Origin of the sequence: Crossiella sp. S99.2 (genome assembly GCF_023094165.1) — a bacterium.
In the GTDB taxonomy this organism is placed as follows: domain Bacteria; phylum Actinomycetota; class Actinomycetes; order Mycobacteriales; family Pseudonocardiaceae; genus Crossiella.
In genome coordinates this window covers 1-15265 of sequence record NZ_JALMDK010000023.1, presented here as the reverse complement: position 1 = coordinate 15265, position 15265 = coordinate 1, and the positions used below count along the sequence as shown (strand labels likewise).

11 protein-coding genes are annotated in these 15265 nt (G+C 68.7%); 6 read left to right on the top strand and 5 right to left on the bottom strand.

Translation table 11 applies throughout. From position 1 onward, the window contains the following. The first annotated feature begins 334 nt into the window (after positions 1-334). Positions 335-1534: a diguanylate cyclase gene (locus tag MZC64_RS49015; protein WP_247765712.1), complete on the top strand. Its 1200-nt coding sequence runs from the start codon at positions 335-337 to the stop codon at positions 1532-1534. Between the two features lie 4 nt (positions 1535-1538). Here MZC64_RS49015 and MZC64_RS45075 read toward each other — a convergent pair whose 3' ends face one another. From MZC64_RS45075 to MZC64_RS45055, 5 genes are all read right to left on the bottom strand, one after another. Beyond that, complete coding sequence (locus MZC64_RS45075; protein ID WP_247765710.1) at positions 1539-2972, bottom strand: caspase family protein; 1434 nt, start codon at positions 2970-2972, stop codon at positions 1539-1541. Then, entirely contained in the window at positions 2973-3326 is a 354-nt protein-coding gene (locus MZC64_RS45070; protein WP_247765708.1) for a hypothetical protein, read from the bottom strand. 121 nt (positions 3327-3447) lie between these two features. Beyond that, positions 3448-4896 (bottom strand): caspase family protein, encoded by a 1449-nt coding sequence (locus MZC64_RS45065; RefSeq protein ID WP_247765707.1) that lies wholly within the window; start codon positions 4894-4896, stop codon positions 3448-3450. A 6-nt stretch (positions 4897-4902) separates the two neighbouring features. Further along, positions 4903-5262 carry a hypothetical protein gene (locus tag MZC64_RS45060; protein ID WP_247765705.1) on the bottom strand — a complete coding sequence of 120 codons (360 nt, stop codon included), beginning with the start codon at positions 5260-5262 and terminating at the stop codon, positions 4903-4905. A 160-nt stretch (positions 5263-5422) separates the two neighbouring features. After that, on the bottom strand, positions 5423-6580 hold the full coding sequence (locus MZC64_RS45055) for a glycoside hydrolase family 88 protein (protein WP_247765703.1): 1158 nt from the start codon (positions 6578-6580) through the stop codon (positions 5423-5425). Between the two features lie 248 nt (positions 6581-6828). Here MZC64_RS45055 and MZC64_RS45050 point away from each other — a divergent pair, with 248 nt between their 5' ends. Genes MZC64_RS45050 through MZC64_RS45030 form a run of 5 tightly spaced genes read left to right on the top strand, consistent with a single transcriptional unit; the run spans position 6829 to position 15061 of the window. Then, a complete protein-coding gene (locus MZC64_RS45050) occupies positions 6829-9717 on the top strand; it encodes a glycoside hydrolase family 95-like protein (RefSeq protein ID WP_247765701.1) in 2889 nt (962 codons plus the stop codon). A gap of 14 nt (positions 9718-9731) precedes the next feature. Further along, a complete protein-coding gene (locus MZC64_RS45045; protein ID WP_247765699.1) occupies positions 9732-10556 on the top strand; it encodes a polysaccharide lyase in 825 nt (274 codons plus the stop codon). Between the two features lie 16 nt (positions 10557-10572). Then, complete coding sequence (locus MZC64_RS45040) at positions 10573-12588, top strand: NPCBM/NEW2 domain-containing protein (RefSeq protein WP_247797795.1); 2016 nt, start codon at positions 10573-10575, stop codon at positions 12586-12588. Then, positions 12585-13811, top strand: a complete 1227-nt coding sequence (locus MZC64_RS45035; protein WP_247765675.1) for a Gfo/Idh/MocA family oxidoreductase — start codon at positions 12585-12587, stop codon at positions 13809-13811. The genes MZC64_RS45040 and MZC64_RS45035 overlap by 4 nt, the downstream gene beginning before the upstream one ends. Continuing rightward, a complete protein-coding gene (locus MZC64_RS45030; protein ID WP_247765673.1) occupies positions 13808-15061 on the top strand; it encodes an ABC transporter substrate-binding protein in 1254 nt (417 codons plus the stop codon). The genes MZC64_RS45035 and MZC64_RS45030 overlap by 4 nt, the downstream gene beginning before the upstream one ends. The last annotated feature ends 204 nt before the right edge of the window (positions 15062-15265 follow it).

The following is a 15265-nucleotide window of genomic DNA, read 5'->3' as shown; positions in this document are numbered from 1 at the left end:
GCCGACAAACCAAGCGAGAGTCACCAGTCGCGGTCAGTCACGGGAATCACCTCCGGTGGGCTGCGGTGGGTGCGGGCGAAAGGGGACGGCCATGACCTTCACCAGTCGCGGTCGGACACGGAGACCACCTCCCCGGGAGGTCAGCGCCACGCTCAGGCCGCAGCTACACGACACCCGTGTGCCGGGCACACGGGATAGAGGTATGAACAGTGTGGGGGGTCAGTCGCACACGGGCCAAACGAAGAAGCGGGAATCGTCGCGACGAATTCGCCCGAGTAAATGGGCGCTGTGGAGTCTGCCTCGGCGGGTAATCGTTTATCTGCTGGTAGTCGAGGTGGCGGTGCTCGCCGCGCTGATCACGTCCGTGCTGGCCATGACCGTGCCCGACGGCCGGGAATGGCTGACTTGTCTAGTCCTCATCGCCTGCGGTGGGACGCACGTGCACCTGTCCAGGCGCACCGAGGAACAACGCCGCGGCAGTGCGCCCGGCCCGCATATTGATCTTACGAGTATCTGGACGCTGCCCGCGGTTCTGCTGTTGCCGGTGCCGTTGATGGCATTGGTCGTCATCGCCATTCGCACCCAGCGTTACCTCATCGCGCGCCGCCCGCTGTTCCGCTTCGCCTTCAGCACGAGCAGCATCCTGTTCGCCGCGCTGGCCGCGCGCGGCATGCTCGACCTGCTCGGCGTGCCGGCCTGGACCACCGCGCACCCGCTGACCATGCTCGCCGAGGCGGGCACCACGCTGGCCGCCGCGCTCACCTACGGCCTGACCCAGCTGCTCGTGGTGGCCGGCGTGATCGCGCTGAGCATGCCCAAACCCGCCCTAGCCGAACTCTTCGGCACCGCCCCGGACAACGCCCTGGAAGCGATGACCATCGCACTGGGCGCGGTGGCCGCCGTGGTGCTGATCCACAACCCGTTCATCGCCATCGCCCTGGTCCCGGCCGCGGCGGTGCTCAACCGGATCGCCCTGCTCCGCCAGCTCGAACGGGACGCCTCCACCGACTCGCTGACCGGCCTGCTCAACCGCCGCGGCTGGCTGGACCGGGCCAACCGCACCCTGGTCCGCGCCGACCACCGGGCCGCCCTGCTGATGCTGGACCTGGACCACTTCAAGTCCATCAACGACACCTACGGCCACGTGGCCGGCGATGACGTGCTGCGCGCGGTGGCCGAGGTCCTGCGCGAGAGCACCAGGGCAGGCGACCTGGTCGGCCGCTGGGGCGGCGAGGAGTTCATCGTCCTGCTGCCCGAGGTCTCTCGCCTCGAAGCGCACACCGTGGCCGAGCGCATCCGGGCCAAGGTGCGCGAGATGCAGGTCCCGACCACGCACCGCCGCGGCGGCCATGTGGTCATCATCGAGGACCGCACCACCTCGGTCGGCCTCGGCATCTCCCCTGACCACGGCCCGGACCTGGACAGCCTGGTCGCGGCCACCGACGCGGCGCTGTACCGGGCCAAGGAAAGCGGCCGGGACCGGGTCGAACCGGCCGAGGCCGCGCTCCACCTGCCCGAACAACGCGAGCACTGACCGGTCACCAGCGCAGCTTGCTGAGCCTGCGCAGCAGGTAGATCGCGCCCAGGAACGCCTCGGCCACCAGGAAGTGGATGCCGAGGCTGAGATCCTTGGTGTTGACCGCCGCGGCCAGCACCGCCACCGCCAGCGGCGGCAACGCGGCCCAGAGCAGCAGATTCGCCGTGTGGAAGAGCCGCAGGGCCAGCCGCGGCCGCACCTCCGCCAGCGCGGGCCACCGCGGCCCGCGCAACACCTGGATCCGCCACCGGTTGCGCAACACCATCCCCGCGGCCCCCGCCAGCACCGGCAACACCACTGTGGTGGCGGTGAACCCCGACCGCACGAACGCCTCCAGCACCGCCCCCGCGGCCAGCGCGGTCAGGTAGCCGGTCAGCAGCCACAGTCCGGCGGTAGTCAGCGCCGAGCCGAACACGCGGAGGTAGTAGGCGCGCGGCATGGGCCGGCCCCGCAGGTACTCGGCCGTGGGCGGGCCCGGCGGCACGTAGGGCACCGGCCCGGTCATCGTCGGGACCGGCTCCGGCACCTCCCGCGCCAACGCGGCCAGCGCCGCCTCCACCACCGCGGGCCCCGGCTTCGCCACCGCTGGCTCCGGCCGCCTCGGCGCTACCGGCTCCGGCTCGGGCGTCACTGGCTCCGGCCTGACCGGCATCGCCGTCACCCCGCCCGCCGGTACCGCGCCCCCCGTCACGCTCGGCCGCCCGGGTTCCCGCCGCAGCAACAGATCCCCGCTCAGATCCCCCAGACTCCCCTTCGGCCGTGGCAACTCCCGCCGGGCCAGCGCGGCCGAGACCGACCGGAACAACTGCTGCACCGTCAACGGCGCCTCCCGCACCGGAGCCCCGTCCCGCAGCAACCGGATCACCTCCCCGGTGAACGCGGTGTGCCGCTCACCCGCGGGGGAATGCGAGCGCTCGTTCCGCGGCGAGGACGCGATCACCGCCGTCCCCCGCACGTCCACCTCCTGGATGTCCACCCCCGCCCCGGCCATCGTGCGCACCGCCAGCCCCGCGTAACAGCAGTCCAGCAACAACACCCGGGTCCGCGCCGGCGAGGACTCCACCACCTCCCGGATCGAGTCGAACGGCACGCCCGTCCCCCACAGGTTCCGCGGACTGGTCAACCGAACCCCCAGGAACAACTGCTCCCGCACCTGACTCCGGATCCCATGCCCCGCGTAATAGACCAGCAGCAGATCCTCGGCCTGCTCCGCCGCCTCGCCCAGCCGCTCCAGCAGGCTCGCGGGCGAGTCCGGTGTGTCGATCACCGTGCACTGCGCGGGTTCGAGGATGCCGGTGTCCGGATCGGTCAGCGCCCGGCGCAGATCGGCCAGGTTGTCCCCGACCGCGGGCAACGGCGGCAACTCCTCGGCATGCGCGTAGTGACTGGTGCCGATCAGCACCGCCCGCGACAACCGGGGATCCGGCGCCCGCATTCACGCCCCGCCGTCAAGAACCCTGCGCACCTCGGCGAGCACGGCCTGCGCCTCATCCGCCGACCCCGCCTGCACGGTGACTTCCCGCCCCTGCGCCTTGATCTTCAATGACACCCGGCGCGCCTCGGTCCGCCGCCCCAGCCAGCCGAACAGCGACCGCACCAGCACCGTCGCCGTCCCACTGGTCACCAGCACCACCACAGCCTCCAGCTCCGCCCCCAGCTCACCGGGCCGGACCGGGGCGTCGACCAGCTCCACCCGGCCACGTAACTCGTCCTCATCGCGCAACCACCCGGCCAGCTCCCGCAACTGCTCGGACCCGCCGCCACTGATCGCGACACTCGCGCCGGTCATCACGCCCCCTGCACGGTCGGCTACCCAGAGCGATGACGCTATCCCAGCGGATCCGGTGTGTGGGAGCGGAGAAATCACGTCCACGCAAAGATTCGGCGTAGCCGCAGGAACAGTCCTGTGGTCACGCAGATCGAGTCGCGACGCCTCGCGAGCGTCGAGCGGTGCGGCGGTAGAGCAGGTAGCCGCAGCCCCCGAACCCCTCGGCCCACAGGATGATCGCGCCGGGGGAGGAGGAGCGGTCTCTGTCTTGGCCGAGAGTCTGCATGATCCCGATAACGGCGATGGCCAGCAGCACGATCACCACGAAGAGCAGGACTACTGTTGCCCGATTCAACCGTTGGGCCAGCACTGGATTGACATCGGCAAGCGCCGGGCGGGGACGGTCGGTCCGCTGCTGGTGCCTGTGTCGGCGATACAGGCCGCCCGCGCAGAGTCCGACGACGACAAAGGCGAACACGCTTGTGCCGACACTGCCTGCCGGACTGACAGTCGACACCGCGCTGCCAATGACGCTGGTGACGAGACTGTCGATGCCGAATGGGAAGAAGGTCAGTACCCCCAACCACAGCAGGAAGGTCACCAACAGCCGACCAGCCTCCGGCAGGTAGGTCCGGAGCGACGCGGGCGACGGCGTGCCCACAGGCTCCGCCACAGGTGCGGCCGCGGACGGTATGCCCCGCCCACCGGTGTCCTTGGATGTCGTCGGTTCGGGAAGGTCCGTCCGCGCCTCGGCAACGGGCGGTGCGACCGCTGGCTCCGGTGGCCGCGGCGGTTCTGGCCATGGCAAGGGCGGTGGCGGTGGCTCAGCCAGGGGAGGCTGGGGCACGACCACCGGAGGCGGCCTGCGGAGCAGCAGATCGCCACTGGTGTCGCCGCTGCTCATCTTGGGGGACGGGAGGCCGCGCTGGGCCAGGGCCGTGAACACTGAGCGGTACAGCTCCTGCACGGTCAGCGGCTCCTCGGGTAGCGGGGAGCCGTTGCGCAGCAACTTGATCACCTCGTTGGTGAACGCGGTGTTGCGTTCGCCGAGAGGTGAGTGCGAGATCTTGTTTCGCGGGGACGAGGTAATGACGGTCGTGCCCTGCACCAGGACATCCCGGGTGCCGATCGACCCGCCGGACATCGCACCAAGCGCAAGCCCCGAATAACAGCAGTCCAGGAGCAGCAACCTGGTGCGCGCCTTGCTGTTCTCGATGATCTCCCGCATTGAGTCGAACGGCACGGCGCTGCCCAGCAACTGGTCGCTCCGGCTTTCCCGCACAGTGAGGTAGAGCCGCTCGCGCTGGTCGTGTCGTAGGCCGTGTCCGGCGTAGTAGACCAGCAGCAGGTCTCGCGCCTGATTGGCCGCCTTCTCCAGCCGCACCAGCATGCTCTTGGGCGAGTCCGGAGTGTCGACCACAGTGCACTGCGCCCAGTTCAGGATGCCGGTCACCGGATCGGTCAGGGCGGCTAGTAGATCACTGAGGTTGTGCCGGACCGCAGGCAGGTTCGACAGGTCCTGATCGTCGGCGTACTCGCTGGTGCCGATCAGGACCGCTCGGGATAGGGAAGGTTCGGCGGTGGTCGGCATGGGTGATCACTCTCCGCTGCCGAGAGCCTTGGTCACCTGGTCCAGTACCGAGTCCAGGTCCTGAGCGGATCCGCACCCGATCTCGAGTTCCCGGCCGTCCTTGGCGTGCAGGCGCAGTGTGACCCGGCCAGCCTCCTTGCGGCGGGCCAGCCAGTCGAACACCGCGGTCACCATCGCGGCCGCCGTACCGCTGGTGACCAGCACGACGATGGTGTCGATCGCGCCGCCCATCTCGCCAGGACGAATCGGCTGATGGGACAGGCTGACCTGGCCGCGTAGCTCCTCCTCGTCGCGCAGCCATGACGCCAGCCGCCGCAGCTCGTCCTCGTCGGCACCGTCCAGACTGATGTGCACGGCTTCGGTCACGCGAGCCCCCTTTGATCACCAAGAGTCAGTAACCCTACTCGGGGTGACTGGGAGATCACGCAGTGGGCTGCCCGGATTGTCCACTGTGTAGCTCAGCTGAGATAACGCCGTGATCGCTGGTCCCGGCCCTCGACAGGGACCAGCGATCACGGCGGACAGGTCAGGCGCCGGTTTTGCGGAGTTGTTCGTTCATGATCAGGAATGCGCCCAGGCCGTGGAAGTCGTTGGTGTTGCGGGGGCGGGCCAGGTAGTAGGACAGGTTGCCGACGTTGGTGCCCTCGCTGATGTCCTTGATGTTGGTCAGGCCGTCCGAACCCAGGCTCGCCTTGGCCAGCACGCCCTGGTAGCCCTTGCGGCTCACCGCGCTGAGGCTCGCGTCCAGGTAGCCGCGCTCGACGCCGCGGGAGATCATGAAGGTGTACATCGCCGAGGCGGAGGTTTCCGTCCAGTTGCCATTGGCGGTGGGCTTGTCCACGACCTGGAACCAGCGCCCGGTCGCGGCGTCCTGGTAGCGCTGGTAGCCGCGGGCCAGGTGTTGCACCATGGCGATCACCTCGGCGCGGCGGGGGTGGTTGGCGGGCAGGACTTCCAGGATGTCGATGGCGGTCATGCCGAACCAGCCGATGGCCCTGGCCCAGTGTTCGGCGGAGTGGCGGCCGGGGTTCTTCGCCCAGGGTTCGGAGCCGTCCTCGTCGTAGGCGTGCCACAGCAGACCGTTGTCGCGCTTGAGGTTCTTGAAGTAGGCGGCCAGGTTGCGCACGGCCTCGTCATAGCCGTAGGTCTCGTTGTACTGCTTGGCGTAGCCTGCGATGAACGGCTGCGCCATGTACACCCCGTCCGCCCACAGCTGGCCGACCTTGCTGGCGGCGTGGAACATGCCGCCGTCGCTGGTGCGCGGGTAGCCCGGGAACCGGTTGCGCAGTTTGTCCGCGGCCTTCTTGTACTTCGCCTGCCCGGTCTCGGTGTGCAGGATGATCAGCAGGGTGGCGGCGCGCATCGAGTCCAGGTTGGTGAAGTTGTTGCTGATCTCGCCGTTGCTGTTGACGAAGCGGTCCACCCACGCCTTGATGTAGTCGAAGTACTTCTTCTCCCCGGTGCGCTTGTAGACCAGGTACTGGCCGTACAGGTACAGCCCGCGCGTGTAGCTCCAGCCGCCCAGGGTGGCCGGGGTGTGGCGCTTCATGGTCGAGTCCACGACCGCCTTCGACCAGTCATCCGGCGCTGTTGGTGCGGCGAGGGCGGCGGGGGCGGCGGGGGCGGTGGTCAGGGCCAGCAGCAGACCGAGGACCAGCCCGCGGGCGCGGGTTGTGGTGATCACGTCGTCCACCTCTCGATGTAAAGGTAATCATCCGATCTCAACTGAGAGCGGCGGCGGCGAGTGGGTGGCGGTTCGTCCAGCACACCGGGGTCAAGAGGGACTGTCAAGGGTAGGAAGTCGTTGTCCTGCCGTTGGCGTAACCGGGGCTGCGCCTTGACGCCCGATTTGGCCCGTCCTACGCTCGGGTCGGTCACACATCCGATCTTTGAGCAACGTTTACATGCTTGAACAGTGAGGACATGGTGTCGATGGACGAGGGGACCGCGGGCATCTCCCGCCGGGGCTTCCTGGGGGTGGCGGTGGCGGGCTCACTCGCCGGATCGCTGGCCGGGCCGCTGGCCGCGGAGAGCCTGGCCGCCGAGTCCGCCGACGGGGCTGGGCTGCGCGACCGGATGCGTTCCGAACACGCCTGGGCGGAATTCCTTGGCGCGCAGGACCTGCGCTGGGCCCGGCTGCCGCGCACCTGGTACGAAGGACCCTTCCTGGGCAACGGTTTCCTGGCCACCAGCGTCTACCGCGAACCCGGCGCGAACGCGCTGCGCTTCACTGTCGACCACAGCCAGGTCCAGGACCACCGCCCGGCCTTCGGCAACGAGTGGGGGGTGGCCCGGCTGCCGGTGGGCAGGCTGCTGCTCACCCCGGCCGGCACGATCACCGGCGTGGATCTGCGGCTGGATCTCTGGCAGGCCGAACTGCGCGGCACCGTCACCACCGACCGCGGCACCCTGGAGATCCGCGCGATCGTCCACAGTGTCCGGTCGCTGCTACGGCTGACCGTGCGACCGAGCCTGGGGGAGAAGGACTTCACCCTCGCCTTCCATCCGGCCGAGGCGATCAGTCCGCGCACCATCCGCGAGGAACCGCCGAAGAACTTCACCCGCAACCCGCCACCCGAACTCCGCACCGCGGGCGACCTCAAGACCGTCGTCCAACCCATGGTCGCGGGTGGTCAGACCGCCACCGCCTACCGGGAAGCCAAGGGGCGCAACGAGACCACCCTGCTGCTCTCGGTCGCGCACACCCACCCGGACGCCACCGCCGAGCAGTTCGCCCGCACCACCGTGCGCCGCGCCGCGCTCACCGGCGAGGGCGAACTGCTGCGCGAGCACCGGAACTGGTGGCACGACTGCTATCGCCGCAGCTTCCTGTCCATTCCGGACGGTCTGCTGCAGAGCTTCTACTGGATCCAGCTCTACAAACTCGCCAGCGCCTCCCGGGCCAGCGGACCGGTGATGGCCACCACCGGACCCTGGCTGGAACCCACGCCCTGGCCCTCGGTGTGGTGGAACCTCAACGCCCAGCTGCAATACTGGCCGGTGCACGGCTCCGGCCACCCCGAACTGGACCCGATCCCGCGCACCCTGGCCACCCACCGGCAAACCCTCATCGACGGCCTGCGCCCGGAGTACCGGCACGATTCGGCCGGACTGCGCCGCAGCACCGACGCCCAGTTCGACGACGCCGGATTCGTCGGCGTGCCAGGACAGTTCTCGCCCGACCCGGAGGTCGGCGACCTGCCCTGGCTGCTGCACAACGTGTGGCTCACCTACCGGCACAGCATGGACGAACGTCTGCTGCGCGAGGTGCTCTACCCGTTGCTGCGCAAGGCGATGAACTACTACCTGCACTTCCTCGCCCCCGGCTCGGACGGCAAACTCCACCTGCCACCAACGTATTCCCCGGAGTACGGCAGCGCGCCGGACTGCAACTACGACCTCGCGCTGATCCGCTGGAGCTGCGCCACCCTGCTCGAATCCGTGCGGCTGCTGCGCATCCACGACCCCCTGGCCGCGCGCTGGCAGGAGGTGCTGGACAAGCTGGTCGACTACCCGGTCGACGGCAACGGCTTCATGATCGGCGCGGGCGCCCCGTTCGCCACATCGCACCGGCACTACTCGCACCTGCTCATGGTCTACCCGCTCTACCTGGTCAACGCCGAACAACCCGAGCACCGCGACCTCATCGACCGCTCACTCAAACACTGGATCAGCTTCGAGGGCGCGCTGCGCGGCTACAGCTTCACCGGCGCCGCCTCCATCTCCAGCCAGTTCGGCCGCGGCGACGACGCGCTGAAGTACCTGCGCGAACTGGTCGCCCGCTTCCTCCAGCCCAACACCATGTACTACGAGGCCGGGCCGGTCATCGAAACCCCGCTCTCCGGCATGCAGTCCCTGCACGACATGCTCTGCCAGAGCTGGGGCGGCATCATCCGGATCTTCCCCGCGGTGCCCGGCGACTGGGCCGAGGTCACCCTGCACGACTTCCGCACCGAGGGCGCGTTCCTGGTCAGCGCGATGCGCCGCAAGGGAAAAACCGACTTCGTGCGCATCCGCAGCCTGGCAGGCGAACCCTGCCGGGTGCGCACCGGCATCCCCGGCCGCCTCGCCGTACGGGACCGCCACGGCCGCCCGCACCGGTACAAGCAAGGTGCGGACAACACCATCGAGATCGAACTGCGGCGCGGCGAGGAAGTCATCGTGCACGCGGCGGGCGCCCGCCCCGATCTCACCATCGCCCCGGTCAAGGTCACCACACCCGCGCCGCCCTGGGGTCTGCCGCCACTGCCGCCCGGCGGCGACATGGTGACCGTCGACCTGGAACCCTTCTACACCAACGACGGCATCACCAACGAGTTCTACCTCGGCGACGGCGACTTCGACGGCACCGGCCGCACCTACCCCTCCGGCGCGTTGCCACAGAACGGATCCCTCACCAACGACGGCGTGCCGTTCCGCTTCACCAACGGTCACGAAGGCACCAGGAACAACATCATCGCGGCCGGTCAGACCGTGGAACTGCCCGAGGGCAACTACCGCAGGCTGCACATCCTGGGCGCCAGCGACAACGGCAACACCGACAGCACCGTCACCCTGCACTACACCGACGGCACCGCCACACCCGTGAAGTTCGCGCTCACCGACTGGCTCGCCTCCGCGGCCTTCGGCGAGAGCGAAGCGTTGCGCACCAACCAGATCCACACCCGCACCGGGCCCGCCCCGCTCCGGGCCGCGGTGTTCCACCAGGTTCTCGCCGCCGACAGCACGCGGCGACTGCGCGCGATCACCCTGTCCGCCAACGCGAAACCCCGCTCGCACGTGTTCGCCGTGACAGTGGAGAAGGTCACCAACCCTGCCTGAGGAAGGGGACTTCCATGTCCGATGAACCCCAACGTATTGATCGCCGGAAAGCCCTCAAACTGGGCGCGTTCGGCGCACTGGCCGCCGGCGGGCTGGCCACCCCGCTACCCGCCCTGGCCGCCCCGGCCTACACCAGCGCGGTCGAACCCCGGCCCGCCGACTGGGCACTGCGCTGGAACCCCAGCCCCGCCGTGGACAAACTCCAGGCCTTCGAGGGCCTGGAGGACGACCGATCCGGCTCGCATCCCGGCGTCAAGCACATCCACGCCCTGGCCGACCACTGGCGCTTCGACATGCACACCAGGGACCGCGACGGCTCCGACCGGCAGCGCAACGAGTCCAAGGGCATGCGCAGCGGCGGCACCCTGCACAAGATCCAGGAAGGCCAGACCTGGCGGATCACCTACCAGACCTACATTCCCAGCTCGCTGACCGCCACCACCAGGTTCAGCCACATCTTCCAGATGAAGGTCCAAGATGTCGGTGGGCCGCTGATCACCATGACCCTGCGCGAGCGCAACGGACCCAAGATCGAGATGCTCACGCTGCGGGACAACGACGCCAACACCGTGCACGCCCCGGTGCCGCTGACCCCGTTGCAGAACAAGTGGATCGACATCGAGTTCGAGGTCAAGGCGGTCAACAGCGGCGGCTACGTGCGCTGGGTGATCAAGGACGGCGGCCGGGTGGTGCAGGACTACCGGACCACCGCGGTGGACATGTGGCGCAACAAGAACTACCTGCGCCCCAAGTGGGGCATCTACCGCAGCATCGAAAGCTCCGGACTCAAGGACTGCTACCAGCTCATCCGTGGCTACAAGGGTTACATCCTCCAGTGACAGCAAGGGAGTAGCGGTGAACAGGTTGGCGCGCAAGCTGATCGCGACGATCGGCGCGGCAGGCACCGTGCTCGGGCTTCTGGTGGCGCTGCCGCAGCAGGCGGCGGCGTTGCCGGACGGGCAGGCGCTCACCCCGCCGATGGGCTTCAACAACTGGAACGCCACCGGATGCGCGGTGGACGAGAAGCTGATCAGGGACACCGCCGACCTGTTCATCAGCAAGGGACTCAAGGACTCCGGCTACGAATACGTCAACATCGACGACTGCTGGGCCGCGCCGGAACGGGACCCGGTGACCAAACGACTCACCCACCACCCGGAGCGTTTTCCCAGCGGTATCAAGGCATTGGCCGACTACGTGCACGCCCGCGGCCTGAAACTGGGCATCTACACCAGCGCGGGCACGGTCACCTGCGCCAAGACCATGCCCGGCGGCCTGGACCACGAGGAGATCGACGCCCAGACCTTCGCCGACTGGGAGGTCGACTACCTCAAGTACGACAACTGCAACAACCAGGGCCGCCCGGCCATCGAGCGCTACACCAAGATGCGCGACGCGCTGAAGAAAACCGGCCGCAAGATCGTCTACTCGCTGTGCGAGTGGGGCGAGAACAAGCCGTGGGAGTGGGGCAAGGAGGTCGGGCATCTGTGGCGCACCACCGGTGACATCACCGACACCTGGGCCAAGATGGTCGACATCCTGAAGAAGAACGCCCCGCTGGACAAGTACGCCGGACCGGGGCACTGGAACGATCCGGACATGCTGGAGATCGGCAACGGCGGCATGACCGACACCGAGTACCGCTCGCACTTCAGCCTCTGGTCGATCATGGCCGCCCCGCTGCTGATCGGCGCCGACCTGCGCAAGGTCACCCCGGCCACCTTCGACATCCTGAACAACCGCGAGGTCATCGCGATCGACCAGGACAAGCTCGGCAAACAGGGCCGGGTACTGTCCAACAAGGACGGTCGCTGGACCTTCGTCAAGCCACTGGCCAACGGCGACGTCGCGGTGGCGCTGTTCAACGAGACCGAGGTGGCCGCGAAGATCGGGGCCACCGCGGCCGAACTCGGGCTGCCCCAGCGCGCCGGGTACAAGGTGCGGGACCTGTGGCAGCACAAGAACTTCCAGACCGCGGGCGAGGTCTCCGCGGTGGTTCCGCCGCACGCCACCGCGATGTACCGGATCTCCGCCGGGCACGACTGGGCCTGGCAGCAGCCCGCGGTCAGCACCGGCCTGGAACTGGACTCGCCCGTCCCCGGCATCCCGGCCAACCTCACCCCGGCCGGCCGCAGCTTCCAGGTCGGCGTCTTCGCCACCAACCTGGCCCGCACACCGATCTTCGAGCCCAAGCTCACCCTGGCTGTGCCGCCGAAGTGGCACGCCCGGCTGGTGCGCACCGACCGCCGCTGGCTGCTGCGCACCGGGGAAACCGTGCGCGCGATCTACGAGGTCACCGTGCCCGCCACCAGCCCCGACGGTTTCGCCAAGCTGCACAACGGACTGGAGTACGCCTGGGCCGGGGCGAACAAGGTGAAGTTGGGCGGTGAACAGGAACTCATCGTGCCGCCGATGGTGCCCGGCACGGTCAGCAGCCTCGGCGACGTGCGCTCGGCGGTGGAATCCGGCGGCTACGGCCCGATCGAACGCGACATGTCCAACGGCAGCTACCGGCCCAAGGACGGCAAACCGTTGACCATCAACGGCCAGCGCTTCGCCAAGGGTCTCGGCGGACACGCGCCCAGCACCCTCACCTACTACCTCAACGGCCGCTGCGACAGCCTGCGCACCACCGTCGGCATCGACGACGAACGAGACGAACGGCAACTCGGCTCGGCCACCTTCGAGATCTGGGCCGACGGCCGCAAGGTCGCCGACAGCGGCCTGCGCACCTGGCGGGACGACGCCGTGCAGCTGGCCGCCGACCTCAAGGGCGCCCGCTACCTCAAGCTGGTGATCACCGACGGCGGCGACGGCGTGCAGTTCGACCGCGGCGACTTCGCCGACCCCGTGCTCACCTGCCACCTGTGAGGAAAGCCTTGACCCGCAAGCGGTACGCACTCATCGGCGCGGGCCACCGGGCCGCCACGTTCCTGCACGGCCTGGCCGTCGAACACGCCGGGACAGCGGAACTGGTGGCACTGGCCGATGTCAACCGGACCCGGCTGGCCGCGCACAACCGGCGGCTCGCCGGGCTCGGCGCGGACCCCGTGCCCGAGTACCCGGCCGCGGACTTCCTGACCATGCTGGACCAGGAATCCGTGGACACCGTGCTGGTGACCACAGTGGACAGCACGCACGACGAGTACATCGTGGCCGCGCTCAACGCCGGCCGCGACGTGATCACCGAGAAGCCGATGACCACCGATCCGCAGCGCTGCCAGCGCATCCTGGACGCGGTGGCGGCCACTGGCGGCCAGGTCACGGTGGCCTTCAACTACCGGTACCAGCCGGTGTTCGAGCGGCTCCGCGAGATCATCGCGGCCGGCGAGATCGGCGAGATCGGCTCGGTGCACTTCGAGTGGCTGCTGGACACCCGGCACGGCGCGGACTACTTCCGCCGCTGGCACCGGGACAAGGCCAACTCCGGCGGACTGCTGGTGCACAAGGCCACCCACCACTTCGACCTGATCAACTGGTGGCTCGACTCCGAATCCGCCGAGGTCTACGCCCAGGGCCGATTGTTCTTCTACGGACCGGAAAACGCCAGACGACACGGTCACGACCCGGCCCCCTTCACGCTGTCGCTGGACGAAGACCCGTGGCTGCGCGAGCTGTACCAGGAAGCCCAGCACGAGGACGGCTACCGCCGGAACCAGGACGTCTTCGCCCCCGGAGTGTCCATTGAGGACGATCTCGGGGTGCTCGCCCGCTACCACTCCGGGGCCACCCTGACCTACCACCTGACCGCCTACTCGCCGTGGGAGGGCGTGCGGGTGATGGTCAACGGCAGCCACGGCAGGCTCGAACTGGAGGTGGTGGAGGCCGATCCGGGCGGGCAGCCGCACGGCAGCCTGTGGCTGCGCAAGTTCTGGCAGCCAGCACAGCAACTGCCGATGTCCGCGGAGGAAGGACACTCCACCGCGGACCGCCGGTTGTGCGCCGCCCTGTTCGGCCCGGCCGCCGAGGATCCCACCGGCAAGCGCGCCGACCACCTGGCCGGCGCGCGCTCGCTGCTGACCGGCTTCGCGGCCAACCGCAGCCTGGTCACCGGCACACCGGTGCGCACCACCGATCTGGGGGTTCGATTATGAGGAAACAGGCACTGTTATTGGTGCTGGCACTGCTGTTCGGCCTGTCGGCCTGCGGTGGCGGCGCGGCCGACGGGGAAACCAGGCTGCGGTTCGTATGGTGGGGCAACCAGGACCGGGCCACCCTCACCGAACGCGCGGTCCGCCTGTTCGAGCAGCAGAATCCGGGCGTGCGGGTGGACACCACGTTCACCGCCTTCGGCGCCTACTGGGAGAAGCTGGCCACCGAGACCGCGGGCGGCAACCCGCCCGATGTGCTCCAGATGGACTACCGCTACCTCAACGAGTACGCCGGCCGCGGTGTGCTGCTGGACCTGGCGGCCAGTCTGGGCAAGGAGATCCGCACCGCGGACTGGAACCAGGGGCTGATCGGCTCCGGCAAGGTCAAGGACAAGCAGGTCGGAGTGCCGTTCGCGCAGAACGCCACCACCATCGTCTACGACCCGAAACCCTTCGCCGCCAAGGGCGTCCCGGAGCCGAAACTCGGCTGGACCTGGCAGGACTACCTGGCCCAGGCGACCAGGCTCAGCGAGGGCCAGGTGGCCGGGGCAACCGATTTCGCCGGGACCGAGGACGTCTTCGAGATGTGGTTGCGGCAGCACGGAAAACAGCTCTACACCGCCGACGGCCAGTTCGCCTTCGGCGAGGCCGACCTGCGCGAGTTCTGGCAGCTGGCCGCCCGGTTCCGGGCCGCGGGCGCGTTCAACCACGTGGAGCTGACCTCCGGCCTCAACCAGGGCCCGGAACAAACTCCGCTGGGCCGCCGCCGCACCGCCACCGAACACAGCTACGACAGCATTTTCGGCGGCTACCACGCGATCCGGCCCGGCGAGCTGAAACTCGCGCCCTACCCCAGTGACGACCCGAAACAGCTCGGCCAGTACCGCAAACCCTCCCAGCTGCTCTCGGTGTTCGCCCGCACCAAGCAGAAAGCGGCCGCGCTCAAGCTGGTCGACTTCCTGCTCAACGACGAGGAGGCGGGCAAGATCCTCGGCGCCACCCGCGGCCTGCCGCCCAACCTCAAGATCCGCGCCCAGGTGGCGCAGACCCTGCAGGGCGCGGACCGGCAGGTTTACGACTACGAGACCGCGCTGGACCCGCACCTGGGCGATGCCCCGCCACCCCCGCCCAAGGGCGACGGCGCGGTGTACAAGCTGATGCAGCGCCTCAACGAGGAGGTCGTCTTCGGCCGCAAGAGCATCGACGAGGCGGTCAAGCAGTTCTTCGCCGACGCCACAAGCCACCTCAGATAACCCGAGTGTTGGCCGTTGTCGTACGCCGAGTTGGCCAAACTCGTACGGGTAGTTGGCCCTACTGGGCGTACCACTTGGGCCAACTCGACCGGCGGCGGTCCGGAACGGCCAACGTGGCGTACGAGTTGGTGGTTTCTAGGGGTCGTTGCATCGTCTGAGGTCAGGAAGCACGATGACCTTCCCGATCCGCCCCGACCGCACACC

Excerpts from the sequence above, each read along its gene's own strand:
- MZC64_RS45075 (WP_247765710.1), bottom strand. The coding sequence starts at position 2,972 with ATGCGGGCGCCGGATCCCCGGTTGTCGCGGGCGGTGCTGATCGGCACC.
- MZC64_RS45070 (WP_247765708.1), bottom strand. The coding sequence starts at position 3,326 with ATGACCGGCGCGAGTGTCGCGATCAGTGGCGGCGGGTCCGAGCAGTTG.
- MZC64_RS45065 (WP_247765707.1), bottom strand. The coding sequence starts at position 4,896 with ATGCCGACCACCGCCGAACCTTCCCTATCCCGAGCGGTCCTGATCGGC.
- MZC64_RS45050 (WP_247765701.1), top strand. The coding sequence starts at position 6,829 with ATGGACGAGGGGACCGCGGGCATCTCCCGCCGGGGCTTCCTGGGGGTG.
- MZC64_RS45045 (WP_247765699.1), top strand. The coding sequence starts at position 9,732 with ATGTCCGATGAACCCCAACGTATTGATCGCCGGAAAGCCCTCAAACTG.
- MZC64_RS45030 (WP_247765673.1), top strand. The coding sequence starts at position 13,808 with ATGAGGAAACAGGCACTGTTATTGGTGCTGGCACTGCTGTTCGGCCTG.